Source organism: Bacteroides sp. HF-4919, assembly GCF_018860125.1.
Window position 1 is genome coordinate 394,504 of sequence record NZ_JAHKNF010000002.1, and the last position, 16,224, is coordinate 410,727.

Here is a 16,224-nt window from a genome sequence, read left to right on the forward strand (position 1 = left end):
AGCGGAAATGGTAGTTATAGCATTCCATGTGTCAATCTCTACACCATTGATACCCCAGCCTTATACCTACACCAAAACCACCTTGATTTTCTGTCGTACAGTAGTATCCAAATTAGTATTATTTGAATTGTTCTCTACGTAGGAATAGCTTCATTGACCGGTTGTTGCAATAATCGCAGTGACCTGTTAAAATTGATAGGATTAAAATTTAGCCAAGTCTACTTCAACTTTTTAAATAAATCCCACATCACAATTCCTGCTGTTACCGATACATTCAATGAATGTTTTGTGCCATATTGGGGAATCTCAATGCAACCATCCGAATGGTCAATAACCTCCTGCTGCACTCCTTTTACTTCATTTCCCATAACTACAGCATATTTCTTCGAACGGTCCAGTGTTAACTCATCCAACATGATACTCCCTTCCGCCTGTTCGACAGAGTATACCACATATCCTTCACTCCGGAGGTTATCAACCGTTTCAACTGCGTTATTAACATACTTCCAATCCACTGTAAACTCGGCGCCCAAAGCTGTCTTATGCATCTCGGGATGGGGAGGAGTAGCCGTAATTCCACACAGATAAATACATTCAATCCGGAAAGCATCTGCCGTACGAAACACAGAACCGATATTATGCAAACTCCGTATATCGTCCAACACTACAACTAAAGGCAATTTATCAGCTTCTTTAAACTCTTCTATACTTATCCGGTTCAGCTCGGTTATTTTCAATTTTCGCATGATGATGTCGTTTCTGTTAGTATGTTGCAAAAGTAATTCTTTTCTTGTTAACATAGGTGTTGATAACGGTTTAAAACCTGTCAAAAGAATCAGCATATATTTTGAAAACTAATTCTTGCATTATTCAAATGAAGGTATAAGAGCAACGGGATATGAACAATACAAAAAAGTTAGCTTCAACTTTCCAAGCATACTTCAACAGATTTTTCAGTACTAATTAGCCTGTTTATATCCATAAAGTTTTTAACTTTGCACTTTATCAACAAGGTGTTAATGAAGTTAGCAATATAGCTTATTATCAATAAATAGACACGTTCATAAACTGATTATAAACTTAGATAAGTAACTAATAACTTATCCGGCAAGAAAAAGCCGGTTTATTTGCTAACACTATTAACAGGCTATAATCACTAACAAAGGATTTCTTTTTAAAAGAAGAGAAAAAATAAGAATATAATGAATCGAGAAGAATGGGTGAATAAGGGATTCGTTGACGAACCCGTAGACAAAAGCATTGATCTGAAAGCAGCCATCAATGAACTGAAAAAAGAAAAGAATGCGGTAATCTTGGGACACTATTACCAGAAAGGCGAAATACAAGATATTGCCGACTACATTGGAGACAGTTTGGCTTTGGCTCAAATTGCAGCCAAAACCGATGCGGATATTCTTGTGATGTGTGGCGTTCATTTCATGGGAGAAACCGCAAAGGTGCTTTGTCCGGACAAGAAGGTACTGGTGCCCGACTTGAATGCAGGATGTTCGTTGGCAGACAGCTGTCCGGCGGACAAGTTTGCTGAGTTTGTGAAAGCACATCCGGGATATACGGTGATTTCGTATGTGAATACAACGGCAGCTGTGAAAGCGGTGACAGATGTAGTAGTGACTTCGACCAATGCAAAACAGATCGTTGAAAGTTTCCCGAGGGATGAAAAGATTATTTTCGGCCCGGATCGTAACTTGGGGAATTATATCAATTCGATTACAGGACGTGAAATGCTGTTGTGGGACGGAGCTTGCCATGTGCATGAACAGTTTTCGGTGGAGAAGATTGTAGAACTGAAAGCACAATATCCCGATGCGGTAGTATTGGCGCATCCCGAATGTAAGAGTGTGGTATTAAAGTTGGCCGATATGGTGGGTTCTACGGCGGCTTTATTAAAATATGCAGTAAACAGTGACAAGCAACGGCTCATTGTGGCCACGGAGGCAGGTATCTTACACGAGATGCAGAAAAAGTGCCCTCAAAAAACATTCATTCCGGCTCCTCCTAACGATAGTACCTGTGGATGCAATGAATGTAACTTCATGCGGCTGAACACGCTGGAAAAGCTCTATAATTGCCTTAAATACGAATTCCCGGAAGTGACTGTTGACCCGGAAGTTGCCAGAGAGGCGGTAAAGCCGATTAAACGGATGCTGGAGATTTCAGCTAAGTTAGGCTTATAAACAGGTTGTGAATAATAAGTTAACTTTCCGGTTAATATTGAATGTATTTATCATATAAAAGAATCGTATTATACTTATATATAAAGGTATAATACGATTTTTTGTTATTAACAAGATCGGTTGAAATACCTGTTAATAATAAGTGTATAGTGTTTAAACAGGAAAGATCCATTGAATAGCGGTTACTCTTTAGGAAAAAGAGGGATAAATTGGATAAAGGACCAGAGAAAAAGGATAGAGTCCGGAAGAATAAAGTAAAGAGTATAGAGTAACAACATGGGGATGTTTTGCTGAATAAGATCCCCATGTTATGATATAAAACATCCGGATGTTCTAATGCAGAACATCCGGATGTTTTTGTAATGTAAGCTTAGTGTTTCAGGATGAATGAAGTATTGAAATGATTTTTATTCAGCTTCGCTATGTATTTTGCATGTACCCATTCATCTCCTGATGTTTGATGTCATACTTGGTCACATTAGTAGCGGGTGGGGAAGTGCCGTCTGCCGACATCGGTAAGTATAAAAAAATCCTTCGGTTTGAAATTATATTCAGCCGAAGGATTCATTTTATTTATTTCGTTTTATCGATCAGATCGAACGAAGAAATTCACATAGTTTGTTCACAGCCAAAGCACGATGACTGATTTGATTTTTAATTTCATTACCTAATTCGGCAAAGGTCCGGTCGTATCCTTCAGGAACGAATATCGGATCGTATCCGAATCCGGAATCACCTCTTTTTTCTTTGATTATTTCGCCTTTTATGATTCCTTCGAAGAGATACTCCTTTTCATCCAGAATGAGCGAAATAGCCGTACGGAATTGTGCTCTACGGTTGTCTTTTCCTTCCAGTTCGTGGAGGAGTTTCAACATGTTGGCTTCCGCATTGTGTCCTTCTCCACCGGCATAACGGGCCGAATAGACACCCGGAGCACCTCCCAGTGATTCAACTTCCAGTCCCGTGTCATCGGCAAAGCAGTTTAATCCGTAGTTCCGGTAAATAAAAGATGATTTGAGGTATGCATTGCCTTCAAGAGTCTCTGCTGTCTCCGGAATATCTGTATGACAATTGATGTCATTCAGGCTGAGTAGTTCGACTTTATCTCCTAAGATAGCAGATACTTCTTCCAGCTTATGTGCATTATTGGTTGCGAAAACAAGTTTACGTTTCATTGTATGCAGTTTATTTTATTTTCAGGCGGTCGAATCCTTCACCATATACACCGATTACCGAACTCTGCGAAATAAAAGCATTCGGATCGATATCTTTCACTAAACGGAAAATATCGAGTGACTGACGTTTGTAGGCAAGTACAACTAATACTTTTACATTATTCTGGCTGTACCAGCCCAATCCGTCAAGTACGGTCACTCCCCGATGGGTTTCTTTCGTAATGCGGTCGGCAATCTTGGCATAATCTTTCGAAAAGATAAAGAATTGTACCGATTGACGGGCGCTGTTGACTACATAGTCCAGAACGAAGCCGATGATAAACAAGGTAACGAAACCGAATATCACTCTGCGCCAGTCGTTAAAAATGAAATAGCATGAACTGATGATGATGATATCACAAAACATGATCATTCGTCCGAGAGTAACATCCTTGTATTTATTAACAATGGCTGCAATGATATCGGTACCACCCGTGCTGCCGTTATTATTAAATACCACCCCTAATCCGAGACCACACATGATGGCTCCGATGATGCAAGCCATAAAGTCCTGCCCTTCTCCTACCAACTGAAGCGGAGCTCCTTTATCGTCCACAATGATCAGTTGGAAGAACCATAGGAAGAAAGTAAGCATAAAGATGGCATATGTCGTCTTTATACTGAATTTCGGACCAAGTATCTTAATGGCAAATGTCATCAGCACAGCATTGATAATGAAATAAGACCATTGGATAGGAAAGCCTGTTGCATAATAGATGATGGCACCGATACCGGTTGTTCCACCTGTAGTAATCTGATAAGGAATAAGAAAGGCTGTCCAGCCTAACGCATAACTTATCAGTCCGAGAGTGATAAAGATATAATCTCTCAACTCTCGCATTACATCGGATTTTGTGGGTTTGCTTATCATTTTGTGTGTAGGTATTAAATAACAACGTTAACAATCTTCTTCGGAACTACAATAACTTTTTTCGGTGTTTTACCTTCTGTCCATTTCAACGAGCGTTCGTCAGCAAGTACGGTGGCTTGAATTACATCGCTGGCGGCATCTGCAGGAAACTCCATATTGAAACGGGCTTTGCCATTGAAAGAAATCGTGTAATTAACCGTATCTTCTACCAGGTATTGTTCATTAAATGCCGGCCATTGTGCATCACATACGGAAGTGGTGTTTCCTAATGTATTCCATAATTCTTCGCAAACATGGGGAGCGAAGGGAGCGAGGACCACAACGAGCTGCTCCAATATTTCTTTTTTGCTGCATTTCAAACTTGAGAGTTCGTTGACACAGATCATGAAAGCACTTACCGAAGTATTGTAGGAGAACTGTTCAATATCACCGGTTACTTTCTTAATGAGCTTATGAAGTGCCTTTAGTTCGTCTTTGGTAGCCGGTTCGTCTTTTACCAGATACTCGCCGTTTCTGTCATAGAATAGCGACCAGAATTTTTTTATGAAACGATGTACGCCATCTATTCCGTTCGTGTCCCAGGGTTTGGATTGTTCAACCGGTCCGAGGAACATTTCGTACATACGAAGTGTATCGGCGCCATATTTCTCGACAATCATATCCGGATTAACTACATTGAACATAGATTTACTCATCTTTTCAACAGCCCATCCACAGATATATTTACCGTCTTCCAGGATGAATTCGGCAGTTTCGTATTCGGGTCTCCATGCTTTGAAAGCTTCCAGATCGAGAATATCGTTAGATACAATATTTACGTCGACATGAATAGGAGTTACCTCATATTGATCTTTCAGGTTCAGAGATACGAAAGTATTGGTGTCTTTGATACGATAAACAAAGTTGCTTCGTCCCTGTATCATTCCTTGATTGACCAGTTTCTGGAAAGGTTCTTCAGCTACAGATATGCCTAAATCATGCAGGAATTTATTCCAGAAACGTGAGTAAATCAAGTGTCCGGTAGCATGTTCCGTACCGCCCACATACAGGTCTACATTTCTCCAGTATTGATCTACGGCAGGAGCAACGAGTGCTTCGTGATTACGCGGATCCATATAACGCAAATAATAGGCAGAAGAACCTGCAAAGCCTGGCATTGTATTCAGTTCCAATGGGAAAATGGTTACATTGTCGATTTTGTCATTGTCTGTCACACACTTGTTGACAGTATCCCATGCCCATTTGGTAGCATGTCCCAATGGGGGCTCACCTGTTTCTGTAGGAAGGAATTTAGCTACTTCCGGCAACTCTAACGGGAGACAACTTTCATCGATCATGTAAGGCATTCCGTCTTTATAGTAAACCGGGAATGGTTCGCCCCAATAACGCTGACGCGAGAAAATGGCGTCACGTAAACGGAAATTTACTTTTACACGTCCCAATCCGGTTTCTTTGATGTATTCTTTGGTTTTAGCAATGGCTTCTTTTACAGTTAAGCCATTCAGTACGAGGCCCCCTTCAGGAGTTTCCGGACGTGGAGAGTTCATCATAATACCCTCTTTGGCGTCGAAGCTTTCTTCACTGACGTCGCAACCTTCAATCAACGGGCGAATTTCCAGATTGAAATGTTTGGCAAAAGCATAGTCACGGCTGTCGTGTGCAGGTACAGCCATGATGGCACCAGTACCGTAACCTGCCAGTACATAATCACTGATCCATACCGGTATAGGTTCATTGGTTAATGGATTAATGGCATAACTTCCGGAGAATACGCCACTAACACTACGATCGGCGATGCGTTCGCGTTCGGTACGTTTTTTGGTACGTTCCAGATAAGCGTCTACTTCTGCCTTTTGTGCAGGGGTCGTTAATTGGGATACCAATTCACTTTCCGGGGCAAGCACCATGAAAGTAACTCCGAATACAGTGTCGGCACGAGTCGTAAAGATGGTAAATTCAAGATCGGAATCTTTCACTTTGAAATTCATTTCAGCACCTTCACTACGTCCAATCCAGTTACGTTGGGTTTCTTTCAGTGAGTCAGTCCATTCTACGGTTTCAAGTCCGTCAAGTAAACGCTGCGCATAAGCAGATACACGCAGACACCACTGGCGCATCACTTTTTGAATGACCGGATAACCGCCTCTTTCAGAAACACCGTCAACCACTTCGTCATTGGCAAGTACGGTACCCAAAGCCGGACACCAGTTTACCATCGTATTGCCTAAATAGGCTATACGGTAGTTCATTAAAATTTCCTGTTGTTCTTTTTCACTCTTAGCTTTCCATTCGTCGGCTGTGAAATTCATTTCTTCACCACAGGCTATATTCATGTTTTTCGTTCCATTGGCTTCGAAGGCTTCGATCAACTCTTCGATGGGACGTGCCTGTTTTTCATCATTACAGTAATAGCTGTTGAACATTTTTATAAATGCCCATTGAGTCCAGTGATAATATTCGGGATCACAAGTATGTATTTCACGGTTCCAGTCGAATGAAAATCCTATCTTATCCAACTGTTCACGATAACGGTTGATGTTATTGATGGTAGTAATTGCAGGGTGTTGTCCGGTCTGGATAGCATATTGTTCGGCTGGCAGTCCGTAAGCATCATAACCCATCGGATTCAGGACATTAAATCCTTGCAGGCGTTTATAACGTGCATAGATGTCCGAAGCAATATATCCGAGCGGATGGCCTACGTGCAGTCCGGCTCCCGAAGGGTAAGGGAACATATTGAGTACATAGAATTTTTGTTTGGATGCATCTTCATTTACTTGGTAGGTATGGTGGTCTACCCATATTTTCTGCCATTTCTTTTCGATCTCCCTGAAATTATATTCCATAGCGATAACCTTTTGTTTATAGTGATTTATAATATATACTTTAATATGAGGGAGCAAATTTACATGATTATTTTCAGATAACCACGAAGATAGCTAAAAAACAAAATAGGTATGAAAGGGAAGGATCAGAAAATAAAAATCTTATATTTGTTGATAATTTAAATTTTAGTGTTTATATTTGTAATCATCGATTAGACATATGATTACTCAAAAGATAAAAATGATGACATTCATTCAATAGGTTTGAGCACGAAGATGTGCTGAAAGGATAACGATCGGGATATAATCTTTATGGAATATATCCCGATTTTTTTATTTTTCGGCCAATATGATCACTGGATTCTCATCATTTTCTTGTATTTCATACGAGATCAGATATTTTCCGTCATCAGACATGGATTCAGGTATGAATGAGTGTTTTTTGGTATGGCGAATGAATATTGCGGATAGGGGAGTCGGATATTACCGGATTTCTTTTCTTTTAGATCATAGTAGAGCAGATAATTTTGTTTATTGGCTGTTGCCGAAAAGAAGAGTTTATTATCCCATTTTCCGATAAGAGTCAATATCGCCGCATTATCAAAAACACTTTTTCTGGGATCTGTCAGTGTGTATCGTGCATCTTCCGCTACTTTATATTTTCCTAATTCAATATGCCATTGCGAGACGGGTTGATATTGATTATCAATGGAAAAAATAATCTCTCTTTGAAGAAAGTGTGACCATCTGTGTGGAATGAATTACATTCATTTGGAAGGGAAATTATTGGAATCTGTGGAGTAAGGACATAAAAAAAGGAGCAACGCCTTGCTCCAACCTTTGTTAACCTTAAATCTAATACTATGAAAAACACATTGCAAATGTACGGCTTTCCACGAAAACTGCAAATAATTCTGGTGAAAAACGGTATATTATAATATATTTTAATGGAATTAATAAAGTTATTAATAAATATACCTCCTTTTGAAAGGTTTATTTAGAAATTGGTGTAACCGATTTTATTGGCGGGATAATTGGTAAGGTTAGTAAATATACATCTTTTTAGGTATGGTAAAACTATCTGTTAAGGTAGGTAGATTAGTAGGAAACCCTTATCTTTGCCTTGTTATTTATGAACTTAAAAAAGAAGACTATCCGTGAGCAATGATATTGAATTAACCCCGATGATGAAACAATTCCTTGACCTGAAGGCTAAGCATCCGGATGCAGTGATGCTGTTCCGGTGTGGGGACTTCTATGAAACTTATTCTACCGATGCGATTATTGCGGCTGAAATATTAGGAATTACTCTCACGAAACGCGCCAATGGGAAAGGAAAAACCATTGAAATGGCAGGTTTTCCTCATCATGCATTAGATACTTATTTGCCGAAGCTGATCCGTGCCGGTAAGCGGGTGGCTATATGTGATCAGCTTGAAGATCCCAAAACAACGAAAAAGTTGGTGAAGCGTGGCATTACGGAGTTGGTCACTCCCGGTGTTTCTATCAATGATAACGTTTTAAATTATAAAGAAAACAACTTTCTGGCTGCTGTTCATTTCGGAAAATCCGCTTGTGGAATAGCATTTCTGGATATTTCTACCGGAGAGTTTTTGACAGCAGAAGGACCTTTTGACTATGTAGATAAGCTGCTGAATAATTTTGCCCCAAAAGAGGTTCTTTTTGAACGTGGAAAACGTGGAATGTTCGAAGGAAACTTTGGAAGTAAATTTTTTACTTTTGAACTGGATGACTGGGTATTTACCGAATCCAGTTCCCGGGAGAAGTTACTGAAACATTTTGAGACGAAAAATCTGAAAGGATTTGGAGTTGAGCATCTTAAAAACGGTATTGTTGCTTCCGGAGCTATTCTGCAATATCTGGACATGACGGAGCATACTCAGGTGGGGCATATCACTTCATTAGCCCGTATCGAAGAGGACAAGTATGTACGTCTTGATAAATTTACAGTGCGCAGCCTGGAGTTGATCGGTAGCATGAATGATGGTGGAAGTAGCCTTCTCAATGTAATCGATAAAACTATCAGCCCTATGGGAGCGCGTCTGCTGAAGCGTTGGATGGTATTTCCGTTAAAAGACGAGAAGCCTATTAACGATCGATTAAATGTAGTAGAATACTTTTTTCGTAAACCGGATTTCAGGGAGTTGATCGAAGACGAGTTGCATCGGATTGGAGATTTGGAACGTATCATTTCGAAAGTGGCCGTCGGGCGGGTTTCTCCACGTGAGGTAGTACAGTTAAAAGTTGCTTTACAAGCAATTGAACCTATTAAAGAGGCTTGCCGGCAAGCTGATAACCCCAGTTTGAATCGTATTGGAGAGCAGTTGAATCTTTGTATTTCTATTCGCGACCGCATTGAGAAGGAAATTAATAATGATCCTCCTTTGTTGATAAATAAGGGAGGAGTCATTAAAGACGGAGTGAATCCGGAACTGGATGAATTACGTCAGATAGCTTACTCGGGTAAAGATTATTTGCTTCAGATACAGCAGCGTGAAAGCGAACTGACAGGAATACCAAGTTTGAAGATTGCCTATAACAGTGTTTTCGGATACTATATTGAAGTGCGGAATGTACATAAAGATAAAGTGCCGCAAGAGTGGATACGCAAGCAGACATTGGTAAATGCAGAGCGCTACATTACTCAGGAATTGAAAGAATATGAAGAAAAGATCCTGGGTGCAGAAGATAAGATATTGGTATTGGAGACCCGCTTGTATACAGAATTGGTGCAAGCGCTGAGTGAGTTTATTCCTGCCATTCAGATCAATGCTAACCAAATAGCACGCATTGACTGTTTGCTGTCATTTGCCAATGTAGCTAAAGAGAATAATTATATCCGTCCGGTTATTGAAGACAGCGATGTGCTGGATATTCGTCAAGGGCGTCATCCGGTAATTGAAAAGCAATTGCCGATTGGAGAGAAATATATAGCTAATGATGTAATGCTGGATAATGCAACGCAGCAGATTATCATTATTACGGGGCCGAATATGGCCGGTAAGTCGGCTCTATTAAGGCAAACTGCATTGATCACCCTGCTTGCACAGATTGGTTCATTCGTTCCGGCCGAGAGTGCTCATATCGGATTGGTGGATAAGATATTCACACGTGTCGGTGCCAGTGACAATATCTCTGTAGGAGAATCTACTTTTATGGTCGAGATGAATGAAGCATCTGATATTTTGAATAATGTATCTTCCCGGAGTCTCGTTTTGTTTGATGAATTGGGACGTGGTACTTCTACTTATGACGGAATATCTATAGCTTGGGCCATTGTGGAGTATATTCATGAGCACCCGAAGGCAAAAGCACGTACACTTTTTGCTACCCACTACCATGAACTGAACGAGATGGAGAAATCCTTTAAGCGCATAAAGAATTATAATGTATCGGTTAAGGAAGTGGATAACAAAGTTATTTTTCTCCGGAAACTTGAAAGGGGTGGAAGTGAGCACTCTTTCGGTATCCATGTGGCCAAGATGGCCGGTATGCCTAAAAGTATAGTGAAACGTGCCAATGAAATTCTGAAGCAGCTCGAATCTGACAACCGCCAGCAGGGAATTTCAGGTAAACCGCTGGCAGAAGTCAGTGAGAATCGTGGAGGTATGCAGTTGAGTTTCTTTCAGCTTGATGACCCGGTCTTATGTCAGATCCGGGATGAGATACTTAATCTGGATGTGAATAATCTGACTCCGATTGAAGCATTAAACAAACTGAACGATATCAAAAAGATAGTCAGGGGCAAATAATTATTTAAGAAATTCTTCCACCTTTTTATAAAATAGAGATAAGTGGTGTCCGTCAATAAACCCATGATGAATGGTCATAGCGATGGGCATCACTAATACACCACCTCTTATGACGGCTTTACCTGCATTCATCAACGGGTAATTACTACCGTGACGATGTTCCTGCGTACAGGTCAGTGAGGTAAAATATAAATCGGGAGTGGCGCTGAGCAGCACTACATCCAGTAGATCATTACCTCCTGTCTTTTCTGCTTCATAAGGGTCTTTATCCGGATTTATTCTGTTAATGATGGCTTTGGCTTCTGTATGGAAAGTTTTAAAATCAGGATGCCAGGGAAGTCGTACAGTAAAAAAACGTCCGTTATCTGCCACTTTAATGGGAGTCAGCATATCCACTGTATCGAAATAGACTACCTGTCCTTCAGAATCGATGCGGAACCGGAATTCTTTAATTTCATTGACAGCACGCAACACGGCATAAAGATAGTGCAGGAAGAAGGATTCTCCGGCAGCTTTGGCACGGGTTTTGGCACCCGAACATTCTACTTCTGAAGTAATAGAAATAGTAGGATTCTGGAAACCAAGGAAAAACTCGTAATTTTCTTTTCTTTCCCAGGTTTTAATATCAATAATATGTTTCATTTTGCACTCTTTTTCTTTCCATAGAAAAACATAAAGTAAACGCCGATGATTACGAACGGAATACTTAACCATTGTCCCATATTCAGTGCCATACCATTTTCAAAGTCCACCTGATTTTCTTTCAGGAATTCAACGAAGAAACGGAAGGTAAAGATGGCTGTCAGGCAAAGTCCGAAGAAGAATCCCCGGTGTAGTTTCTTGCTGTAGTTCTTATAAAGGAACATCATAATCAGGAATAAGATAAAATAGGCTATTGCTTCGTAAAGCTGTGCCGGATGGCGGGGTTGCATGTCTACCCGTTCGAAAACGAATGCCCAGGATACATCTGTTACCTTACCGATAATTTCAGAGTTCATTAAGTTGGCAAGGCGAATGAAACAAGCTGTGATAGGAGTGGCTACTGCAATCATGTCTACCACATCCATATAATTAATCTTTGTTTTACGGCAGTAAAGCCAAAGGGCAATAATCAGTCCGAGCGTACCTCCGTGGCTGGCCAGTCCTTCATATCCCGTGAACTTCCATCCGCCTCCGGGAAGAAATTTGACCGGAAGTATCATTTCCCAGAAATGATTCAGGTAATATGCCGGATCGTAGAACAGGCAATGTCCTAATCGTGCTCCGATGAGGATGCCGAAGAAACAATAAAAGAAAAGCGGTTCGAACTTCTTTTCGTCTATCTTCTTATCACGGTACTGATAGTGGACTACCACATAAGCAAAGAATATTCCGATAGCCCACAGTAGTCCGTAATAACGGATTGAGATGCCGAAAAGATTGAATAATTCCGGATTCGGATTCCAATTGATAGATAAAAGAAGGTTGTTCATAATTATTTCTTTATAGTTTGATGAATTTTTTAGCAACTTCCCGATAGGTAGGTACATCAATGTCCTGTTCTTCAGCTGCTGTTATCATATCGAAAAGCAGACCCTGTACCTCTGATTCGTGTCCGCGTGCTATGTCTTTTTGCATGGATGCCGTGCTCTCAGGAGCCAGTTTATCGATAACTTTCAGATTGTATGTGACTATATCTTCTTTAAATTCGATTCCAAGTTTCTTTCCCAGGGCTGCACTTTCGGTAGAGAGTCCAATGAAAGTATCGCGTACCTTACCCGGTTTCTGCACTTCTCCCATCGGAACATTATAATAGGCTCCGGTGACTGCCATAGCCGAGATGAAAGACCATTTAATGAAGGTATCACGATTAATATCGGGAGAGATTTCAACTTTAATGCCGCTTTCCTGTAAGTCTCTCTGTACGGCTTCCATCATTCCCACAGGAACGACGGTTCCGCGGTGTGCACCATATACCAGACGGAAAATAGTTCCCATCTGAGTGATTTCGCCCGGTCCGGAAACAAACCCTACGATGTAGATACATCCGTCCAGTACAGTGATTCCCGGTACCAGACGTTGTATGCGCGGCCCGGTACCGTATACGTTTAATATAGGAATTACAATTGTATTTTCATGGGAAGCCCGTTTGATAAGTTCTGTGATGGAGTCTACGGAATATCCTTTAACACATACAAATATCACGTCAGCTTTTCCGTTATATTCTTCTGCCGTGCAAGCGTCCATCCGTAATGTATGTTCACCTTTTAAGTCCGATTTCAGTTTAAGTCCGTCCTGTTGTATCGCTTGCAGATGTGCTCCGCGGGCAATGCAGGTAACGTTTTTACCGGCAAGTGACAGAAAGCCGGCGATACTTCCGCCTACGCCTCCGGTTCCTGCGATAAGATAACGAAGTCTGTTAGTACTTTCCATGTTCATGATATTTTCTTGTGTTGCTTGTTAGGCATAATATACGGGCGCAAAGATAATGATTTGCTTGAAGATAGTGTTAGAAAGCGGGGAGTTTTCGTTTTGAGGGGAGGAGAAAAAAAGAGCTGACCATTTGATCAGCTCCTCAGTCTATAATTGAAAATAGATGTCTTATACATTGAAACGGAAGTGCATGATGTCTCCATCCTGTACTACGTATTCTTTTCCTTCTACGCCCAACTTTCCGGCTTCTTTAACAGCAGCCTCCGAGCCATATTGCAAGAAGTCTTCATATTTGATTACTTCTGCGCGGATAAATCCTTTCTCAAAATCGGTATGGATTACTCCGGCGCACTGTGGGGCTTTCCAACCTTTTTCGTAAGTCCAGGCACGTACTTCCTGTACGCCGGCAGTGAAATAAGTTTCAAGGTTCAGCAGTTTGTAGGCCGATTTAATAAGGCGTGCTACGCCCGATTCTTCCAAACCGATCTCGGCGAGGAACATTTGGCGGTCTTCGTAAGTTTCCAGTTCGGCGATGTCAGCCTCTGTTTTTCCGGCTACCACGAGGATTTCGGCATCTTCGTCCTTAACGGCTTCACGTACCATGTCCACATATTTGTTTCCGTTGACTGCACTCGCTTCGTCTACATTGCAAACATACATTACAGGTTTGCTGGTAAGCAGAAACAATTCTTTTGCTATTTTTTGTTCGTCTTTCGTTTCAAAAGTTACTGTACGTGCCGATTTACCCTGTTCCAGCGCATCCTTGAATTGCACAAGTACGTCATAAGCTTGCTTGGCAGCTTTATCTCCTCCGGTCTGAGCTTGTTTTTGTACTTTTTGGATACGGCTCTCGATGGTTTCCAGGTCTTTTAGCTGCAACTCGTAATCGATGATTTCTTTATCCCGTACCGGATTCACACTTCCGTCCACATGAGTTACATTATCGTCGTCAAAGCAACGGAGTACATGGATGATGGCATCAGTTTCACGAATGTTAGCCAGAAATTTGTTTCCCAGTCCTTCGCCCTTACTGGCACCTTTCACAAGTCCGGCGATATCTACGATTTCTACCGTTGTAGGAACAATACGGTTGGGATGTACCAATTCGGCCAGTTTATTTAAACGCTCGTCGGGTACAGTGATTACACCCACGTTCGGTTCGATCGTACAAAAAGGGAAGTTTGCCGCCTGTGCTTTCGCGTTGGACAAACAATTGAAAAGTGTTGACTTACCTACGTTGGGTAGTCCGACAATACCACATTGCAATGCCATAATATTATAATCTTTTTTATATTATCAATCAGTTGTGTATTTCTATCAAATGGAAGAGTAACCCTATAAAGTTGAAAAAGAGCAATTACTCTAATAATATTCCGTTTTGGGGTGCAAAGATAATCAATTTTAGGCTAATGCAGTCATCTGCTTTCCCTTTTTGTCCAAAATGGGATTGCCTTTTACTACCTGGATCACAGACAATGAGAGAGAATTTGTGTCACTGTGCCGTTCTGAAAGAAATTTCATAGGGTTTTATGCCATCTCCTTCCGGAGTGCGGAAAGAAAGCCCTAAAAGAGTGATTCCATACTCTTTTCCGGGTAACAATTCTACTCCGATAATCACAGTACGGTTGTCATTGGCGTAGTTGACGTTTAAAATCTTGGGCATTGCATCCATTCCGAGGTGACCATAATTGATAGAGTATCCGCGGCCCACCAAAGGACGGTCGAAGTGGATAGTAATAGTTTTGATGTCGCTCCGAACGGTTGTATCGCCGTTGGTAAATTCGTCGATCGAAACTACTTTGGGACGGATAGAATCATAGTTTGCGGTATATTGGGCAAAGCCTGTGTAAGCTTCTGTCAGCCGTGGCATATAGTTGTTGAGAGTCGGGTATGTCGTGCGGTCAGAGGCATACTTCTCGAGTTCATCGACCAGCTTGCTTATCCAGACAAAGCCACGTGTTTTTTGTATGACGGTTTCTTTGGTGATTTCGACAGCCGGGAAGTTATGGTCTTTCATGTATTTTATGACTGCCGCACGTACCATTGCTTCAGTGAGGACAATAGACCATTGTCCATAGGCTTGGTGCGCCATTTGTTCGCCAACCGCAGCATAAATCTGTTCGCCGCTTGTGCGGAACATTTCCGGATCGAAGCTTACGAACGAATGGTTGAATTCGTGGATTAAAATTGGTAAGATTAATTCAGATGGATAAACAACCATTCCTACGGAATCGGTAACCCATGCTCCCATGATTGAAAATACATTATGTACGTTTTCCTTGTCAGTGACACTCGGTCCATAATTTCCCGAACCGTTGCCCATTGAAAGTATAATGTGAAACCGGTCGTTGGACTTCTGCCCATAGAAGTCATTATACCATTGGATATCTATGTTTTTGTAAATAGGCATAAAACGATTTACAGCCTCTTTATATAAGTTTTCGTTTGAGTGATAAAAGGCATCGAAACGACTGTCTTTGACAAACTTCTTTAGCAGTTTGATGAATGGCCCTACTTGATTCCTATTCCAACGAGAGTCCAGTGAACCATAATCTTCGGGCAGATTGAACTGGTCGTCGAGATTGACGGCCATACTCATCACTGCATCGTATGAAACACCGTCAGTCTTGACCAACGAGCGTACGAATAGTATAAGTTCGTGGTTTTTATATGGAGAAAAATGCGATTCGATGCGGTCTGTGTAGAGTTTGAAATCGTTTTTGCTATACTCCGGATTACCCGTTAAACGGAAAACAATGCTAAGTAGTTCGACTCTCTTATCTACTGTCGGCCGGATGAGCATACTGTCAGTTTGTGCCTTTACCTGTTGTGCTGCACAGATTAGCAGCGTAAACATAATGAGGGTGATCTTTCTCATATTGAAATAAGTGTTTGGAGGTTATGATATTGACAAAGGTAATTAAATAGGAATTA

The 16,224-nt window shown here is 41.1% G+C and carries 11 protein-coding genes; 2 read left to right on the forward strand and 9 right to left on the reverse strand.

Annotated features, from left to right (window positions below; genetic code table 11):
- Positions 1-218: 218 nt before the first annotated feature.
- Positions 219-746: an RNA methyltransferase gene (locus tag KO473_RS05810; protein ID WP_032537718.1), complete on the reverse strand. Its 528-nt coding sequence runs from the start codon at positions 744-746 to the stop codon at positions 219-221.
- Between the two features lie 456 nt (positions 747-1,202).
- Between KO473_RS05810 and nadA the strand changes: the two genes are divergently transcribed.
- Positions 1,203-2,195 (forward strand): quinolinate synthase NadA, encoded by a 993-nt coding sequence (gene nadA, locus KO473_RS05815; RefSeq protein WP_122130109.1) that lies wholly within the window; start codon positions 1,203-1,205, stop codon positions 2,193-2,195.
- Positions 2,196-2,785: 590 nt separating this feature from the next.
- On the opposite strand, the gene KO473_RS05820 is transcribed toward nadA, so the two are convergent.
- From KO473_RS05820 to leuS, 3 genes are read right to left on the reverse strand one after another with little or no spacing between them, the layout of a single operon-like run.
- On the reverse strand, positions 2,786-3,370 hold the full coding sequence (locus tag KO473_RS05820) for a non-canonical purine NTP diphosphatase (protein WP_005822500.1): 585 nt from the start codon (positions 3,368-3,370) through the stop codon (positions 2,786-2,788).
- 10 nt (positions 3,371-3,380) lie between these two features.
- Positions 3,381-4,280, reverse strand: a complete 900-nt coding sequence (locus KO473_RS05825) for a YitT family protein (protein WP_005783550.1) — start codon at positions 4,278-4,280, stop codon at positions 3,381-3,383.
- Positions 4,281-4,294: 14 nt separating this feature from the next.
- Positions 4,295-7,126 (reverse strand): leucine--tRNA ligase, encoded by a 2,832-nt coding sequence (gene leuS, locus KO473_RS05830; protein ID WP_005822498.1) that lies wholly within the window; start codon positions 7,124-7,126, stop codon positions 4,295-4,297.
- Between the two features lie 1,136 nt (positions 7,127-8,262).
- On the opposite strand from leuS, the gene mutS reads away from it, so the two are divergent.
- Complete coding sequence (gene mutS / locus KO473_RS05835; protein WP_005782858.1) at positions 8,263-10,878, forward strand: DNA mismatch repair protein MutS; 2,616 nt, start codon at positions 8,263-8,265, stop codon at positions 10,876-10,878.
- Here the strand turns inward: mutS and KO473_RS05840 are convergent, their stop codons facing one another.
- The 5 genes from KO473_RS05840 to KO473_RS05860 form a co-directional block, all read right to left on the reverse strand.
- Complete coding sequence (locus KO473_RS05840) at positions 10,879-11,520, reverse strand: chloramphenicol acetyltransferase (protein ID WP_005782860.1); 642 nt, start codon at positions 11,518-11,520, stop codon at positions 10,879-10,881.
- Complete coding sequence (gene lgt / locus KO473_RS05845) at positions 11,517-12,350, reverse strand: prolipoprotein diacylglyceryl transferase (RefSeq protein ID WP_005822496.1); 834 nt, start codon at positions 12,348-12,350, stop codon at positions 11,517-11,519. The genes KO473_RS05840 and lgt overlap by 4 nt, the downstream gene beginning before the upstream one ends.
- A 10-nt stretch (positions 12,351-12,360) precedes the next feature.
- The gene (locus KO473_RS05850) at positions 12,361-13,290 is read right to left on the reverse strand and encodes a ketopantoate reductase family protein (RefSeq protein WP_005782864.1); all 930 of its coding nucleotides are present in this window, start codon (positions 13,288-13,290) and stop codon (positions 12,361-12,363) included.
- A 168-nt stretch (positions 13,291-13,458) separates the two neighbouring features.
- A complete protein-coding gene (ychF, locus tag KO473_RS05855) occupies positions 13,459-14,562 on the reverse strand; it encodes a redox-regulated ATPase YchF (RefSeq protein ID WP_005782865.1) in 1,104 nt (367 codons plus the stop codon).
- 220 nt (positions 14,563-14,782) lie between these two features.
- The gene (locus KO473_RS05860; RefSeq protein ID WP_005822493.1) at positions 14,783-16,168 is read right to left on the reverse strand and encodes a DUF4932 domain-containing protein; all 1,386 of its coding nucleotides are present in this window, start codon (positions 16,166-16,168) and stop codon (positions 14,783-14,785) included.
- Between the last annotated feature and the right edge of the window lie 56 nt (positions 16,169-16,224).

Coding starts and splice junctions, on each gene's coding strand:
- KO473_RS05810 (WP_032537718.1), bottom strand. CDS start 746: ATGCGAAAATTGAAAATAACCGAGCTGAACCGGATAAGTATAGAAGAG.
- nadA (WP_122130109.1), top strand. CDS start 1,203: ATGAATCGAGAAGAATGGGTGAATAAGGGATTCGTTGACGAACCCGTA.
- KO473_RS05820 (WP_005822500.1), bottom strand. CDS start 3,370: ATGAAACGTAAACTTGTTTTCGCAACCAATAATGCACATAAGCTGGAA.
- KO473_RS05825 (WP_005783550.1), bottom strand. CDS start 4,280: ATGATAAGCAAACCCACAAAATCCGATGTAATGCGAGAGTTGAGAGAT.
- leuS (WP_005822498.1), bottom strand. CDS start 7,126: ATGGAATATAATTTCAGGGAGATCGAAAAGAAATGGCAGAAAATATGG.
- KO473_RS05840 (WP_005782860.1), bottom strand. CDS start 11,520: ATGAAACATATTATTGATATTAAAACCTGGGAAAGAAAAGAAAATTAC.
- lgt (WP_005822496.1), bottom strand. CDS start 12,350: ATGAACAACCTTCTTTTATCTATCAATTGGAATCCGAATCCGGAATTA.
- KO473_RS05850 (WP_005782864.1), bottom strand. CDS start 13,290: ATGGAAAGTACTAACAGACTTCGTTATCTTATCGCAGGAACCGGAGGC.
- ychF (WP_005782865.1), bottom strand. CDS start 14,562: ATGGCATTGCAATGTGGTATTGTCGGACTACCCAACGTAGGTAAGTCA.
- KO473_RS05860 (WP_005822493.1), bottom strand. CDS start 16,168: ATGAGAAAGATCACCCTCATTATGTTTACGCTGCTAATCTGTGCAGCA.